The sequence below is a fragment of the Taibaiella koreensis genome (assembly GCF_003545715.1).
Taxonomy (GTDB): Bacteria; Bacteroidota; Bacteroidia; order Chitinophagales; family Chitinophagaceae; genus Taibaiella; species Taibaiella koreensis.
In genome coordinates this window covers 189660-203710 of record NZ_QVNU01000007.1, presented here as the reverse complement: position 1 = coordinate 203710, position 14051 = coordinate 189660, and the positions used below count along the sequence as shown (strand labels likewise).

Here is a 14051-nt window from a genome sequence, read left to right as displayed (position 1 = left end):
TGAACGAGACTAAGTAATTCATCACTCATTTTAAATTTTATGGCTTCTACGGCAACAGTAACCACAACTTCAGGTCACACTGAATACAGCTTTTTCCAGGGTGTCGAGCGTAACTTCGATAAAGCTGCGAAATTTACCCGTTTTGAAAAAGGTATCCTCGAGCAAATCAAAGCCTGTAACTCTATCCTCCAGATCAAATTTCCCGTACGCATTGGCAATGGTGTAGAGGTAATCGAAGCGTACCGCGTACAGCACTCCCATCACAAGCTGCCCTGTAAAGGCGGTATCCGTTTCAGCATGGACGTAAACCAGGATGAGGTAATGGCCCTGGCTGCCCTCATGACCTACAAATGCGCTATGGTGAACGTGCCCTTCGGTGGCGGTAAAGGCGGTATTAAAATTGATCCGAAGAAATACACACCCTTCGAGCTGGAAAAGATCACCCGTCGTTATACTTCCGAATTAGCCAAAAAGAACTTTATCGGACCCGGCATCGATGTGCCCGCCCCCGATTATGGTACCAGCGCCCGCGAAATGAGCTGGATCGTAGATACTTACGCTTCCCTCAATCCCGGCGAGTTGAACGCGCAGGCCTGTGTAACCGGTAAGCCCGTAGCACAAGGTGGTGTACGCGGCCGCACCGAAGCTACCGGCCTCGGTGTTTATTACGGTATCCGCGAGCTGTGCAATGTTTCAGAAGACATGAAGAACCTGGGCCTGACCACAGGTCTGGCAGGTAAAAAAGTAGTGATCCAGGGCCTGGGTAATGTAGGTTACTACGCCGCCAAGTATTTCCAGGAAAGCGGCGCTATTCTTGTAGGCCTGGCCGAATACGAAGGCGCTATCTCCAATCCTAATGGTCTTGACCTCGAAAAGGTAGTTGCACACCGTAAAGAAACCGGTTCTATCCTCAATTTCCCCGGCGCCGAAAACATTCCCGTAAGCGCTCATGCCCTCGAGCTGGAGTGCGATATCCTGATCCCTGCAGCGCTGGAAAGCGTGATCCATGGCGGCAATGCGGCCAACATTAAAGCCAAGATCGTAGGCGAAGCTGCCAACGGTCCGCTGACGCCCGATGCCGACGTGATCCTGAATCAGAAAGGCGTGGTTGTGGTACCCGATATGTACCTCAACGCCGGTGGTGTAACAGTTTCTTATTTCGAATGGCTGAAAAACCTGAGCCACGTACGCTACGGCCGCCTGGAAAAGCGCTTCAGCGAAAACCAGTTTGGCGAAATACTGAAGACCATGGAAAGCATGACCGGCAAGCGCGCCAACGAGGTTGAGCGCAAAGTGCTGCTGCACGGTCCCGATGAAGTAGACCTGGTTTATTCCGGCCTGGAAGACACGATGATCACTTCATACCATGAGATCCGCGAAGCCTTCAAATCACATTCCGGCGTAGAAGACCTGCGTACAGCGGCCTTCATTTGCTCTATCAATAAGATCGGCGTGGCTTACGAAGAGCTGGGTATCTTCCCTTAAATTATATCAGACTATTTCTTATTATTGGCAGGGCTGTCCGGTTGCGGACAGCCCTGTTTCTTTTCCGTTATCTATTTTGCCACATTATTCAGCTTTATTCCTCTTTGGTAAAGTTATCGTCGACCCGGCTGCTAAACAATTGAACAATTACTTTTATCCAAAAGCCACCTGATCCTTATTTTGCCCATCGGTTTTCTTTGTTGCCAAAAATAAGACCTATAAATTTTTGATAATACCTGTATAGATACCGCAGATTCCGCTACCTTCCTACATCTTAATGCCATACCCTACACCCGGTACTTTTTTTTATGTCTATTGTCTATACAACAAAGATGGAAGCAGCACTGATACCCACGCACAACCTTTCGATCCGGAAAGAAGAGGAAATATTGTTCCAGTATATCGCGCTGGACCAGCGCTCCCAATACGATCCTTCGTTGGCTCATCGCCATAGCTATTATGAGATCTTTCTTTTCAATAAAGGGGGCGGTACCCACCAGATCGATCTTGGCACTTACGATATTCCTGACCATAGCATTCATTTTGTACTGCCGGGCCAGGTACATAAAGTAAACCGTGAACACGGCTCCTATGGATCCATTCTTTTGTTTTCAACCGACTTTTATTATCTGGTCAACAGTACCAGTACTGCCCTTCCCGACCGCTTTCTGACTGCGTATGCCGGCGGATCGCCCGTAATGACATTGGCGCCGGAGCAATTTGCGGAACTGCAACAGCTATCGTATGCCATGGGCCGTGAGGGCGCAGGCGCCACCGATATCCATATGGATGTCGTACGCAGCTACCTGCACATTTTCCTGCTGAAATGCGGGCTGTTTGCCGAAACCGCGGCCTACCCTACCTTAAGAGCAGAGTCGCTGCTTTTTGGCCGGCTGAAGCAGTTACTGGAAGAACACTACCGTACACAACACCTGCCTTCTTTCTATGCGGCCAGCTTGCTGGTAACCACCAAAAAGCTTAATGAGCTTTGCCGCCAGCATAGCGGCACCACTCTGAACGGGCTGATCAAGGAACGACTCCTTATCGAGGCCAAGCGCCTGCTGCTGCACACCGGATACATTGTGAAAGAGATCAGCTACCACCTGGGCTTTGAGGATCCGGCCTATTTCAATCGTTTCTTCCGCAAACATACCGGCTACTCTGCCGGCAGCTTCCGCAGACAGCCCCAAGGGTAATCATCTGTCAGGAATTATTTGCATTTATTATGTATTTTTTAACAAAGGCCACTTCTTTTTAGATTGGCAGGCTATTCATTTACTGTAAACAATATATTATTTGTAATTTATTTACTTACAATGATTAAGGAAATATTTATTCGTTCATAAATCAAAAATACCTGGAAATGGGTAGATAAAAACCATCAGTATAAGGTATAGCATACTTTATAGCTTGGCATTAATTTTGATTTTCAGAATAAACCCTGTTATTATTTACACCCCCTAAATTTTTTTATGAAAAAGACGATGTTACACCTGGGTATCCTGGCCGCCTGCGCGCTCACCCTGGGCTCCTGCTCAAAAGATAATAACCCACTTGTTCCCACAGGTACTAAGAACATTAAATTTACCTTCTCGACACCCGGTATCAAGGATGCCGAGGGCGATGCTGCCAGCTTTAACCTTGCCGGCTCCGACGGCTCCGGGGACAATACTCTCTGGAAGGTAAACGGCCAGGTACGCAGCAACGAGCAAGGCTTTATTATTGCAGAAGAAGAATTGGAAGCCGGCGGTACTTTCGTTATTGAATCGGTGAAGCCTTTAATGGCCGCCAGCTTATCGATCAGCGCTCAGAATTTCGGCGCTACCAGCTATACCCTTAAGTACAAGGCCGAGGTGAATGGAACCGTTCAAAACGACGTTACTGAGAATATCGTTTCTTCTAACGGTTATATCAAGCAGTTCAGCTATTAATATTCTTTTCCCTGAAAGTAAAAAGCGCCGGGCTATGCCTTGCGCTTTTACTTTCACTTATGTTCCGGTCTTTATCTTTAATGCCGGAAAAATATTTCGGTAGCGCCGTAACCGTAGCGCGGGTTCCAATCGTGCTGAAAAAAATCAACTGCCGCCGTTTCGCGTAGTACCTGGTGTATTTCCTCTTTAAGCCGGCCCTTGCCCACGCCGTGGATCACGACCAGGGACTGCTGATGGTTACGCATAGCTTCATCCAGCGCATCGCCAAAGGCCTCCATCTGAATGGTCAGCATTTCAAAATTGCTGAGGCCGCGGGTATCGGCCACCAAAGCCTCTATATGCAGATCAATCTCCGTACGTGGCTTTTCTTTTTTACCGGCTTTCAATGCCGTAACGATGCTTCCTACCGACTCCTTCAGCTCCGGCTGTGGTAGGGTTGCTGCCGGCAACGGAAAATCTTCGGCCAGCTGAATATGGAACATAGGCTTATTGGCCTGCTGGATATGATGGATATATTCAAAAAGTTTCTTAGGTTTGATACGCAAGGTATTGCTCAGGCTACCGGCATGAAGACGCGACAGCTGCTGCTCCAGTATCCATAAGAAGCGCGGCTGCTCCTGCATCGCCGCAAAGGGAATATCGTGGAGATAAAAGTGGGAAAAGGGTCGCAGTTCGGCCTTATGCCTGAAGATAGCGCCGCTTTGACCCAGGCATTCGTATTGCAGTGTGAGCTGGTGCGGTGTCTGGTTGATGAAATAAGCTTTCAGCTTGTCGACCACATCTTCATATTCGTCAAAACGGAACACGGGCAGGAAGGAAAGATGAAAACCTGAGGCCACACCATGACCGATACCTTTGGCTTGGGCTTCTACCGGCACTTCATCGATGTGCCGTATCGTCGCCGGGCGATCTTTTTTCTTATCGGTGAACCATTTCAGATAGGGATGGTCGACCTCGTCGAGGAAAACCGGGAAGTGCGTGCCGCCCACTTCTACCTCGATCATGTCCTTATTCACAAAGTCCACTACCCGGCCTTCTTCACCGGTCCGCTTCAGCAAGACAATATCGCCGATCGAGAATTTCATGATCTGTATCTCCTTTTATAGGGCTGTACGGGCAACAAGCCAACACAACAATACAAATTTCGGAACAAAATTTTAATTGACAGGGGTTTTAATTTTTAATTACCTTTGTGCCGCCTTGGACAAGGGAATCCGGTGTAAATCCGGAACAGTACCCGCTGCTGTAAGCCCATTTCAATGCTGTTCTCCACAATGCCACTGCCTGGTTAAGGCGGGAAGGCCCGGGCAGCAGGGATAAGTCAGAAGACCTCCCAGGGTCAATATACTGCATCAACCGCTTTCGGGAATAAAGGCCGGAGATACGAACCTGCAAACCAGTTCATACCTGGTATGTCTTTTCCGTAATTTCCTATGTCCCGGATAACGTGATGTGCTCACCGTGCTAAAATTGATCTATGACATACAAATTACAATCTCTTCTTGCAGCAGCCTTATTTACGATGGGTGCAGCCGGGGTAAACGCACAAACAGTCTCTACCCTGGACGACCTTACGCTTCCCGGCGCCAATACCGATTATGCCACCTCGTTACCTTCGGCACAGCAATACGTTTTCACCAGCGGCCGTGTAACCTTTCATGGCGTGCTGGAAAGCTGGGGCGGCTACGGCCAGTTCAACTATAGTAATGTGGTCGATACCATAACATCGGGATTCGGTAATGATAAAGCGGCGATGACAGGCATCGGCTATAATAATTCGGCCAATTACGGTGTGGCTTATGCACCCGCCGACTGGCCCACCCATCCCGATCAAAGCTTACTAATCGGCGCCAGGATCGAAGGAAATACAAATGCCAGCAGGGCGGTGGGTATGTATGTAACCAATACCACCTACGCTTATCGCTACATCCAGGATAATTATCGTGACGGCGACTGGTATAAGCTGATCGTAAGAGGATACCGCAATCATGTGCAGGTAACCGATAGCGCTACCTATACCCTTGCCAGCTATACCGCCACCGATACGGTACTGCGCAAAACCTGGGAATGGATGGACCTTACTGCTTTGGGTAATGTGGATAGTTTATCGTTCCAGGTCGTGTCTTCCGATGAATTTACGCCTTTCTACTTCGCTTTCGACAACTTTACAGTCGACAGTATTTGCCCGGAACCCAAGAACCTGGCAGCAACCAGTGTTAACGAGAATAGCGCTACTATTACCTGGATCAGCGGCCTTACAGGCGTGACACCCGATTATGAAATTGCAGTGGATCAATCGGCCACCCTGGCGCCTACCGCAACAACGGTAACGGTTACCGCACCGACCTATAGCAAAACCGGTCTTAGCTCGAATACGCTTTATTATGTGCATGTACGTGCCGCCTGTGGAAGCGGGGCCTTTTCCAATTGGGATACGGCGTCTTTCAAAACCCTGCCCGGTACCGGCATCTTCAATGCACAGCCCAATACGCTGCAGCTGAGCCTCAGCCCCAACCCTGCCACGCATGTCATTAACCTGAACAGCGATATGGCCCTGGATGCTACAGTATACAGCATCGAAGGGAAAGTGCTGCTGACCGCTACCCGTACAAGGCAGATCGATATCAGCACACTGCCGGCCGGTCTTTACCTGCTGAAGGCAACCGATGCCGCCGGAACAGGCAGGCAAGCCACCCTGCGCTTTACCAAACAGAACTAGCGATTGCTTCGCCCGCGAATAAGATCGCGGGCGAAATTTTTTCCTGTGTAATTTTGCCTTATGAAAAAACGATTACCGATCCTGGTCGCCGCTCTTGCACTATGGAGCATCCCCGCCCTTGCCCAGTTTGCCGCACAGGTACCCTTGCCCGGCAACGAGGGGATTGCCGCTACCAGCACACTGTTTAAAGAATGGGCCTCGGGATGCACCTTGTACCGGGGCTGGCTGGATATTGCCGACAAAAGCCAGGGGCAGCCTTCAATGGGCTCCGAAAGTGATATATATGGTGCGCCACATGGCCTCGTGCTTAGCCTGGGCGACAGCGGCGTAGCTGTGGTTACTTTTCCTCATGCCATAATGAACGGCCCAGGTCCCGACTTTGCCGTATTTGAGAATGGCTTTGCCAACCCGGAGAATGATTCTATGGCCTTCCTGGAGCTGGCCTTTGTAGAAGTAAGCTCCGACGGCCAGAACTTTTTCCGTTTCCCGGCCACCTCGCTGATGCAAAACACCACACAGATCGACAACTTTACTTACAGCAATGCCATCTACTACAACAATCTTGCCGGCAAGTACAAAACCGGGTATGGCACGCCATTTGATCTTGAAGAGTTGAAGAGCACGCCCGGTCTGGATGTGAACCATATTACCCATGTCCGCATTGTCGACGTAGTGGGCAGCATCGATCCGCAATACGCCTCACGTGACAAGGACGGCCGTATCATCAACGATCCTTATCCCAGCGTTTTTGCGTCGGGCGGTTTCGATCTGCAGGGCGTTGGTGTGATCAACAGCGACCAGCCGTCATCCGGTATCGACCCTGTGGCCGCCGGCTGGCAACTTAAGCTCTATCCCAATCCTGCCAGCGATGTGCTGCTGCTGGAAGCGCGTTCGGACGAGCGCCTGCAATATCAGCTGACCGATGTCAGTGGCCGCCCGCTGCGACAGGGCGCATTTGAGAGGCAAACCAGGGTCAGCCTGGCCGGGCTATGCGCGGGCCTCTATTTTATGCAGCTCGACAATGGCCGGGAACATGCCGTAGCCAAAATAAGGAAACAATAGTCTTATGATGAGGAAGTACCTGCTCCTGCTGGCGCTGCTGCCAATGGCAGCCTGCGTAAAGGATAAGCCGGCCGATCCGGCGCCTCCACCGCCATCGACCGGTGCACGGCGGCTATTGATTGCCGATGAGGGTAGCTTTGGCAACGGCAATGCATCACTGTCTTTCTTTGAGCCCGGCACAGGGACGGTATTCAACAATGTCTACAGCCAGGCCAACGGCGGACAGCCGCTGGGCGATGTGCTGCAAAGCATGTTGATCGACGGCGACCGGCTTTTTCTGGCCGTCAACAATTCCGACAAGGTAGCTGTAGTAAGCTTAAGCGATTTTAAGCTGCAGGGTACCATTACGGTACCCAAGCCCCGTTATATGCTTAAGGTGAGCGAAGACAAAATGTACGTAAGCTGCCTGTATGCACCCACGGTCAGCATCGTAAACCCGAAAACACTTCAGGTAACCGGCAGCATTGCTATCGACCATCCCAATTCCGAAGGCATGGCCCTTGTCAACGGCAAAGTATATGTATGTAACTGGGATACTGCCAGCCGTCATCTTTACGAGATCGACCCGGTTGCCGATACCATTACCCGGCGCATTCCCATAGCGGGAGCGGCGGGACAGCAGGTGCTGAGCGATAAGAACGGCAAACTATGGGTGCTGGCCGGCAATGTATACAAGCAAAAGGTGGCCACCCTTACTTGCATCGACCCGGTCAGCGGTGCTACCCTGAAGAGTTTCACCTTTCCGGCCGGCGCCGATGTGCTGAAGCCCTGTTGGAATCCCGGCAGGGATACCCTTTATTTCCTTGGCGTCAATTACAATGGCGGCACGGCTTACAACGGCGTTTACCGCATGAGCATCGACGCACCGGCCTTGCCTACCGACCTGTTCATCCCGGCCAAACCCTTGCAGTATTTCTGGGCGTTGCTGGTAGATCCTGCCACTAATCGCATCTATGTAGGCGATCCCAAAGGCTTTATCCAGCAGGGAAATATCAGCATTTACCAAACCGATGGCAGCCTGCTGCAGTCTTTTACTACAGGACTGGGGCCGGGATTCCTGCTTTTCGATCGCTAAACCGGGGCCCTTCAATTTTTTTGACTGAATTGTTTGAATTTATTCTGTAAATTATATCTTTACGGGGATTATTATCTTCAAAACGATCAACATCTTTTCATAGCATGAAAAAAATTCTCCAATTGGCTGTATTGTGCGCCGGCATCGGGCTGTTTGCAGTATCTTCCTCCTCCTGCTCCTCGCAGTATGACGCTACACCTCAGGTGCCTGGCAGGGATACCATAAAGAACCCGTTGCGAGGCACCTTCACTGCGGTAGTTGACGGAGAGACTTTTGTAGCCAATTCCAAATATGTAAACGATGCCACTGTTAATGGTGTTCGTACGCTGATGGTTTCCGGTGTAATGGACAGCAAGGCTAAAGATCCGAAAAACAACAAAGCGATATCGATGACTATCACCAATTATATGGGCCCTGGTACCTATCCCATTCAAATGGGTACAGTGGGACTGTATGCCGTACAGAGTGATGGTACCTATACCAACTTCCTGGCCAAAACAGGAGATGAGACTTTTGTGGTCACCATTACCAAGGACCAGGGCGATGTGGAAGGCACCTTCAACTTCGTAGTGGCTCCCGGTGGTATGGGCACTGCCGACAACCATACGATCAGCAGCGGTACCTTCAGCATACCGAAATAAGCGCAACGAACGATATTGAGAATATGGCCGCTCCTCGACATGAGCGGCCATATTATTAAAAGCCATTTTACCTGCCATTATTAACAGCAGCTTTAACAATATACCGGCACCCTTTAAGAGTGCCGGCTTTATTTTTGAATAATGATATCAGAAACACCCATGCCGCCGCAGGGAAGACAGTACAACGGGCTGAAAATAACGATGATCCTTTTATCGGCCTAAGCATAAGCGACGAACGATATTAATAAAATGGTCGCTCCTCAAATGAGCGGCCATTTTATTAAAAGCCACTTTGCCTGCTATTATTAACAGCAGCTTTAACAATATACCGGCACCCTTTAAGAGTGCCGGCTTTATTTTTGAATAATGATACCAGAAACACCTATGCCGCCGCGGGGAAGACAGCATAACGGGCTGAAAATAACGATGATCCTTTTATCGGCCATCGTGGGCGCCGTTTTCCTTTTTTCCGCATATAGTAAGACGGAACCTGTGGCATATTTTGAATATACGATCAGCAGCCAGCTTCACCTGTCTATGAAACTGTCCGCCGTACTGGCACGTTTCTTCATTGGGCTGGAAGCCGCACTGGGCCTACTGTTGCTGCTGAGCATACTGGGTTGGCGGCGTTGGGTGCTCCGCTGCTGCCTGTACCTGCTGCTACTCTTCAGCCTTCACCTGTTTTATCTCTTGCTCACGCAGGGCAATGACGTGAACTGCGGTTGTATGGGCAATATCGCGCCCATGTCGCCCATGCTGTCTTTGCTGAAAAATGCCGGTCTCATTGCTATGATATCCGCATTGCTGAAATGGCATCGTCCGCAGGATGGCGCCGTGCTGAATGTGGCTTCTTTTCCCGTAGCGGCGATCATTATCGCCGTACCATTCTTTGTCTACCCGATGCAAAAGCAGCTACAGCTGCCGCTTAGCCGGCTCTATACCACCACCCGCTCAGAGCATCCTGTTACCGAGCTGCGTCGCGGTAAGCATATACTCTGCCTCATGAGCCTGAGCTGCCGGCATTGCCGGAAAGCGGCCGCGGCCATTGCCGTGATGAAGAAGGACAACCCCTCCCTGCCGTTTTACTTTGCCTTATCGGGCGGAACAGACAGCACACGCAAGGAACGCTTCGCCGATTTTCTGGCTGAGACCCATGCACAGGACATACCTTATCATTTTCTGAGCCCCGAAGATTTTATCGATATGGTACGCGCAGCGGGCAGCGACGGCGTACCGGTGATCCTGTGGATGCAGGATACAACTGTCGTGCGTAAGATAGACGCACCCGCGCTCAATCAAAAAGAAATCGAGCACTGGATCGCCCAATAACCTCATCTTCATCAAATCATTGTCATGGTACCGCTCCATATACTCGCGATCTCGGGCAGCGTACGCGCCGCTTCTTCCAATCACAGCCTGTTAAAGGCCATCGTCCATCTGCTGCCGCCAACCGCAACGCTTAGCTACAGCATCGGCGTGGATCAGCTGCCGCCTTTCAACCCAGACCATGACCAACAGGACAGTCCGGCGCCGGAAGCGGTCGCCACCTTTCGCCGGCAGATCGCGGATGCCGCAGCGGTGCTCATCTGCACACCAGAATATGCGTTTGGCATACCCGGCACCTTAAAAAACGCCCTGGACTGGACCGTATCTTCCGGCAGCCTTAACGACAAGCCCGTTGCAGCCATCACGGCCTCTCCCCTGTATACCGGCGGCGACAAGGCCATGGCCTCGCTCCTCCCCACACTCAAGGCATTGGGTACGCTCATGCCGGAACCTTCCACACTATGTATTCCCAGTGTGAATAAGCTTCTCTCACCCGATGGCGCGCTCACCGATCCCGCCATGACCGCACAGTTACAACAGCTCATCGACCACCTGGTCGCAAGAGCCATTATGCCTTGAGCAAGGTAACTGCGCCGGCATTAAGACAAAAATTAGCTCTAAAAGGCGTAAATTATGCAAATAATTTTCGCGTTTAATAACTACGAATCCAACCAGAAACACCCAAATCGTTATACAGCAAAGCATTTAGAATATCTCTAAAAACTTTATTTGCTAAAAAGCAGTTTTTAATTTATGCATTTTATATGTTTGTGAATATTTTTTTAACAAAAAATATTCATTATTCATGAAAACATTAAAAAAACTGTTCACCCTGACATGCTTCCTGCTGTTGCTGCTGACCAAAGCCTATGCGCTAATACCTGCAGACATTTTTACCAATTATACGGTGACTGCAGATGGAGAACTGTCGCCTATGAGCCAGCACCTTGCCTTCGCAATGAGCACGGAAAAGATCTACCCTAACCCGGCGTCGGACCGACTGTATATACGCGGGATCGGCAACAAGGCCAGCCTGGCGCTGATCGATGCATGGGGGCGTCTGGTGCTGCAGCAGCCGGTAGATGCCGGTAGTAGCGTAGCCATCGGTCAATTGACGCCGGGTGTATATTGGGCTCAGATCACGGTTAATGGCAAATTGGTATACCAACAGAAGATCGTAAAACAATAATCCCATGCGCAATCAGTTGATAAATTGGAGTCTTTTGCTGTACCTATGCTGTTGTATGGGCACAGCCGCTGCTCAATCAGGCTTTGATAAATTAATCAATTACAGCCCGACCTTGCCCAGCCCTATTTACATAAGCAGAATACACTCCCTATATGCAGATACACAAAGTATATTTGCTATAGGCATGACAATACGTGATACTTTAGACTTTAGTCCTACAGGGACTTCTACGTTTATCAGCTCAATCAATTACTCGGGCAATGTACAATGGAAAAAAAATATAACATTTCCGGCCAATACGCCATATCGGGGTAACGAACCTTATCTTTTCAATTTGATCGCCAAAGTAAGACCTGGTAAATATGTTGTAGGCAGTAGTGGTTCAGACTGCGCCAGCCTACCTGGTTACTGCATGCCTCGCCCATTTTTATACTTTTTTAATTCAATGGGCGATAGTTTACGTTTTGTACCAGTTCCTAACGGCAATAATCAAAATACACATCTGTTTTGTGCCTTAATGGTTGATAAACAATACAACGTTATTACAACAGGAACTTATTGGAATAAACCAATGATGGATACCGCCGGTATATGGCTCGCCAAATTTGATAGCAGTGGAAATTACCTTTGGAGAAAGGTGATTGTAGATACTCCATTTTACAGGACTCGTGTACAAGGTTATAAAATAATAAATGGTAACGATAACGATTATATCGTAGCTGGCCTTTCCGGTGATCGAGATACCATCCATAAGTCATGCTATACACTTTGGAAAATAGATACAGCAGGTAATGTATTGTGGCGAAAGAGTATTCCTAAGACGCCACAATGGGCTAGCGACGACTTTTATGGCAATGATATTTTTTTTGATGTGGTTCGAGCGAACAACGGCAGCGGCTACTATTTCATGGGAGTTGCTCCCATGGCTGTACCGTTTCCTGGGGAGCCAGGTACCTATAAAACCATTTATTATTGCGGAAAATTAAATGAGCAAGGTGATGTTGCATGGGCAAAAACATACCAGCGCGACATACTACATGAAGAGCGGTGTACCGCACTGATGCAGAAGTCTAATGGCGACCTGGTGTTTATGGGACAAAGTAATGGGGCTAATCACGGCGGCCCTTCACTATTCTGTACAGATAGTATTGGCAGATTAAAATGGTTCAAAGAAACAAAGCGTTATAATTGCCCATTTGAACTTGGTCAGTTCCTATATTCAATGAAGCTAACCCCTCATGGTGGCATTGCAAGGGGAGGAGTGATAGGCCAACAGACCGCACAACCACCTTGTTTTGACACTGCCGGAGGAATTGCCTGGCTGGTGCTTACCGATAGCCTGGGCCGCCGTACCCCCACCGATACGGTAACCTTCCCCATCATTACCGACTCCGTGCGCTATCCCGCCGATACCACCACCGCGATACTCGTACCTGACGACGATAAGCCCACTATAAGACTCTACCCCAATCCCACTGCGGGAACCGTATATCTGGAAGTAGCAAACCTGCCGGGAAGCCCCGGCCTGATTACGGTGCAGCTTTTCGACTATATGGGAAGACGATTGCAACAGCAGAAGCTCAGTACAGCACGGACAACCATAGACCTCGGCCCCTATCCTCCGGGGCTGTACCTGCTACGGTTGCGCTATAAAGACAGCGATGCAGGTGTGCAAAAGGTGATGAAACGCTAAAAGCGCATACTGTCTTCTGTACCTTAGCTCATATCAGGCAAAGAGGCTGTTCTGCGGAGCAGCCTCTTTGTGTTGATGAGATATGCCTGTCTTCCGTTTGCCGGCGATTATGACTATTTTTACATTTTGCTGCCGGCTTTATATTAAATATGGCACAGCACATAGCAACCATGAACCATTGAAGCCATTACCGCCTGGCCTCTCCTTTAAAAACAGAAGAGCAAATGAAAAATTTTTTCCGCTTCCTGGGCATCGTAGTCCTGCTGGTGATCACCTTTATCCTGATATCGGGCATCTTTATTTCCCGATCGTATCACTTTGAGCGAAGCATCGTGATCCACGCCCCAAAAGAAGAGGTATGGCAGAACATCAGCCTCTTTGCGAACATAGAAAAATGGCATCCCTGGAAAGCAAAAGATCCGCATATGACGTATAGCATCAGCGGCACCGACGGCACCGTGGGCGCGGTTTACAGCTGGAAGAGCAATAGTGCTGCAGGCAGCGGCTCACAAACGTTTACAAGACTTCAACCGTACGAGCATATACTCATCGATCTTGAATTCAAAGAGCCCTTTAAGAGCAAGGCCAAGGCCTTTTATCACCTGCAGCCACAGGGCGATGCCGTAAAGCTCACCTGGGGATTCGATTGTAAAATGCCCTACCCGATGAACGCCGTTTTTTATTTCTTTATTGATATGGACGACCGCATGGATAAAGATTTCTCCGAAGGACTGGCCAATCTGAAAAAGCTTTGTGAGAGCAGCACACAGATGACCGCTTCGCATACCGCAACAGGCAGAGGCCGCTGCAACGAAGCCGGGACGGCCCTTTCGGTGTTTGTACCGGAAGCAGCTCGTAACGAAATTTTCTGAAGAATACGGCTGCCGGGGCTTTTAAAGTATTACAAAAGCAATCATTTGTGCATAATTT

At 49.5% G+C, this 14051-nt stretch carries 13 protein-coding genes and 1 riboswitch; of the genes, 12 read left to right on the top strand and 1 reads right to left on the bottom strand.

Features of this window, described 5'->3' with window-relative positions; all coding sequences use genetic code 11:
- The first annotated feature begins 39 nt into the window (after nt 1–39).
- The 3 genes from DZK30_RS21165 (at nt 40) to DZK30_RS21155 (ending at nt 3416) form a co-directional block, all read left to right on the top strand.
- The gene (locus DZK30_RS21165) at nt 40–1485 is read left to right on the top strand and encodes a Glu/Leu/Phe/Val family dehydrogenase (RefSeq protein WP_118976184.1); all 1446 of its coding nucleotides are present in this window, start codon (nt 40–42) and stop codon (nt 1483–1485) included.
- A gap of 332 nt (nt 1486–1817) precedes the next feature.
- On the top strand, nt 1818–2681 hold the full coding sequence (locus DZK30_RS21160; protein WP_162903310.1) for a helix-turn-helix domain-containing protein: 864 nt from the start codon (nt 1818–1820) through the stop codon (nt 2679–2681).
- A 276-nt stretch (nt 2682–2957) separates the two neighbouring features.
- Nucleotides 2958–3416: a hypothetical protein gene (locus DZK30_RS21155; protein WP_118976182.1), complete on the top strand. Its 459-nt coding sequence runs from the start codon at nt 2958–2960 to the stop codon at nt 3414–3416.
- 77 nt (nt 3417–3493) lie between these two features.
- On the opposite strand, the gene DZK30_RS21150 is transcribed toward DZK30_RS21155, so the two are convergent.
- A complete protein-coding gene (locus DZK30_RS21150; protein WP_118976181.1) occupies nt 3494–4501 on the bottom strand; it encodes a Smr/MutS family protein in 1008 nt (335 codons plus the stop codon).
- A gap of 65 nt (nt 4502–4566) precedes the next feature.
- Nucleotides 4567–4768: riboswitch (cobalamin riboswitch) on the top strand.
- A gap of 125 nt (nt 4769–4893) precedes the next feature.
- On the opposite strand from DZK30_RS21150, the gene DZK30_RS21145 reads away from it, so the two are divergent.
- From DZK30_RS21145 to DZK30_RS21105, 9 genes are all read left to right on the top strand, one after another.
- Nucleotides 4894–6135 (top strand): DUF4465 domain-containing protein, encoded by a 1242-nt coding sequence (locus DZK30_RS21145; protein WP_118976180.1) that lies wholly within the window; start codon nt 4894–4896, stop codon nt 6133–6135.
- A 60-nt stretch (nt 6136–6195) separates the two neighbouring features.
- Nucleotides 6196–7197 (top strand): T9SS type A sorting domain-containing protein, encoded by a 1002-nt coding sequence (locus DZK30_RS21140; RefSeq protein WP_118976179.1) that lies wholly within the window; start codon nt 6196–6198, stop codon nt 7195–7197.
- 4 nt (nt 7198–7201) lie between these two features.
- Nucleotides 7202–8272 (top strand): DUF5074 domain-containing protein, encoded by a 1071-nt coding sequence (locus tag DZK30_RS21135; protein ID WP_162903309.1) that lies wholly within the window; start codon nt 7202–7204, stop codon nt 8270–8272.
- A 104-nt stretch (nt 8273–8376) separates the two neighbouring features.
- On the top strand, nt 8377–8913 hold the full coding sequence (locus DZK30_RS21130; RefSeq protein ID WP_118976177.1) for a hypothetical protein: 537 nt from the start codon (nt 8377–8379) through the stop codon (nt 8911–8913).
- Between the two features lie 366 nt (nt 8914–9279).
- Nucleotides 9280–10242: a MauE/DoxX family redox-associated membrane protein gene (locus DZK30_RS21125; RefSeq protein ID WP_162903308.1), complete on the top strand. Its 963-nt coding sequence runs from the start codon at nt 9280–9282 to the stop codon at nt 10240–10242.
- Nucleotides 10243–10266: 24 nt separating this feature from the next.
- Nucleotides 10267–10818 (top strand): NADPH-dependent FMN reductase, encoded by a 552-nt coding sequence (locus DZK30_RS21120; protein WP_118976175.1) that lies wholly within the window; start codon nt 10267–10269, stop codon nt 10816–10818.
- Between the two features lie 226 nt (nt 10819–11044).
- Nucleotides 11045–11428, top strand: a complete 384-nt coding sequence (locus DZK30_RS21115) for a T9SS type A sorting domain-containing protein (RefSeq protein ID WP_118976174.1) — start codon at nt 11045–11047, stop codon at nt 11426–11428.
- Between the two features lie 4 nt (nt 11429–11432).
- Nucleotides 11433–13121 (top strand): T9SS type A sorting domain-containing protein, encoded by a 1689-nt coding sequence (locus DZK30_RS21110; protein WP_118976173.1) that lies wholly within the window; start codon nt 11433–11435, stop codon nt 13119–13121.
- 224 nt (nt 13122–13345) lie between these two features.
- Nucleotides 13346–13993, top strand: a complete 648-nt coding sequence (locus DZK30_RS21105) for an SRPBCC family protein (protein WP_118976172.1) — start codon at nt 13346–13348, stop codon at nt 13991–13993.
- Nucleotides 13994–14051: the final 58 nt, after the last annotated feature.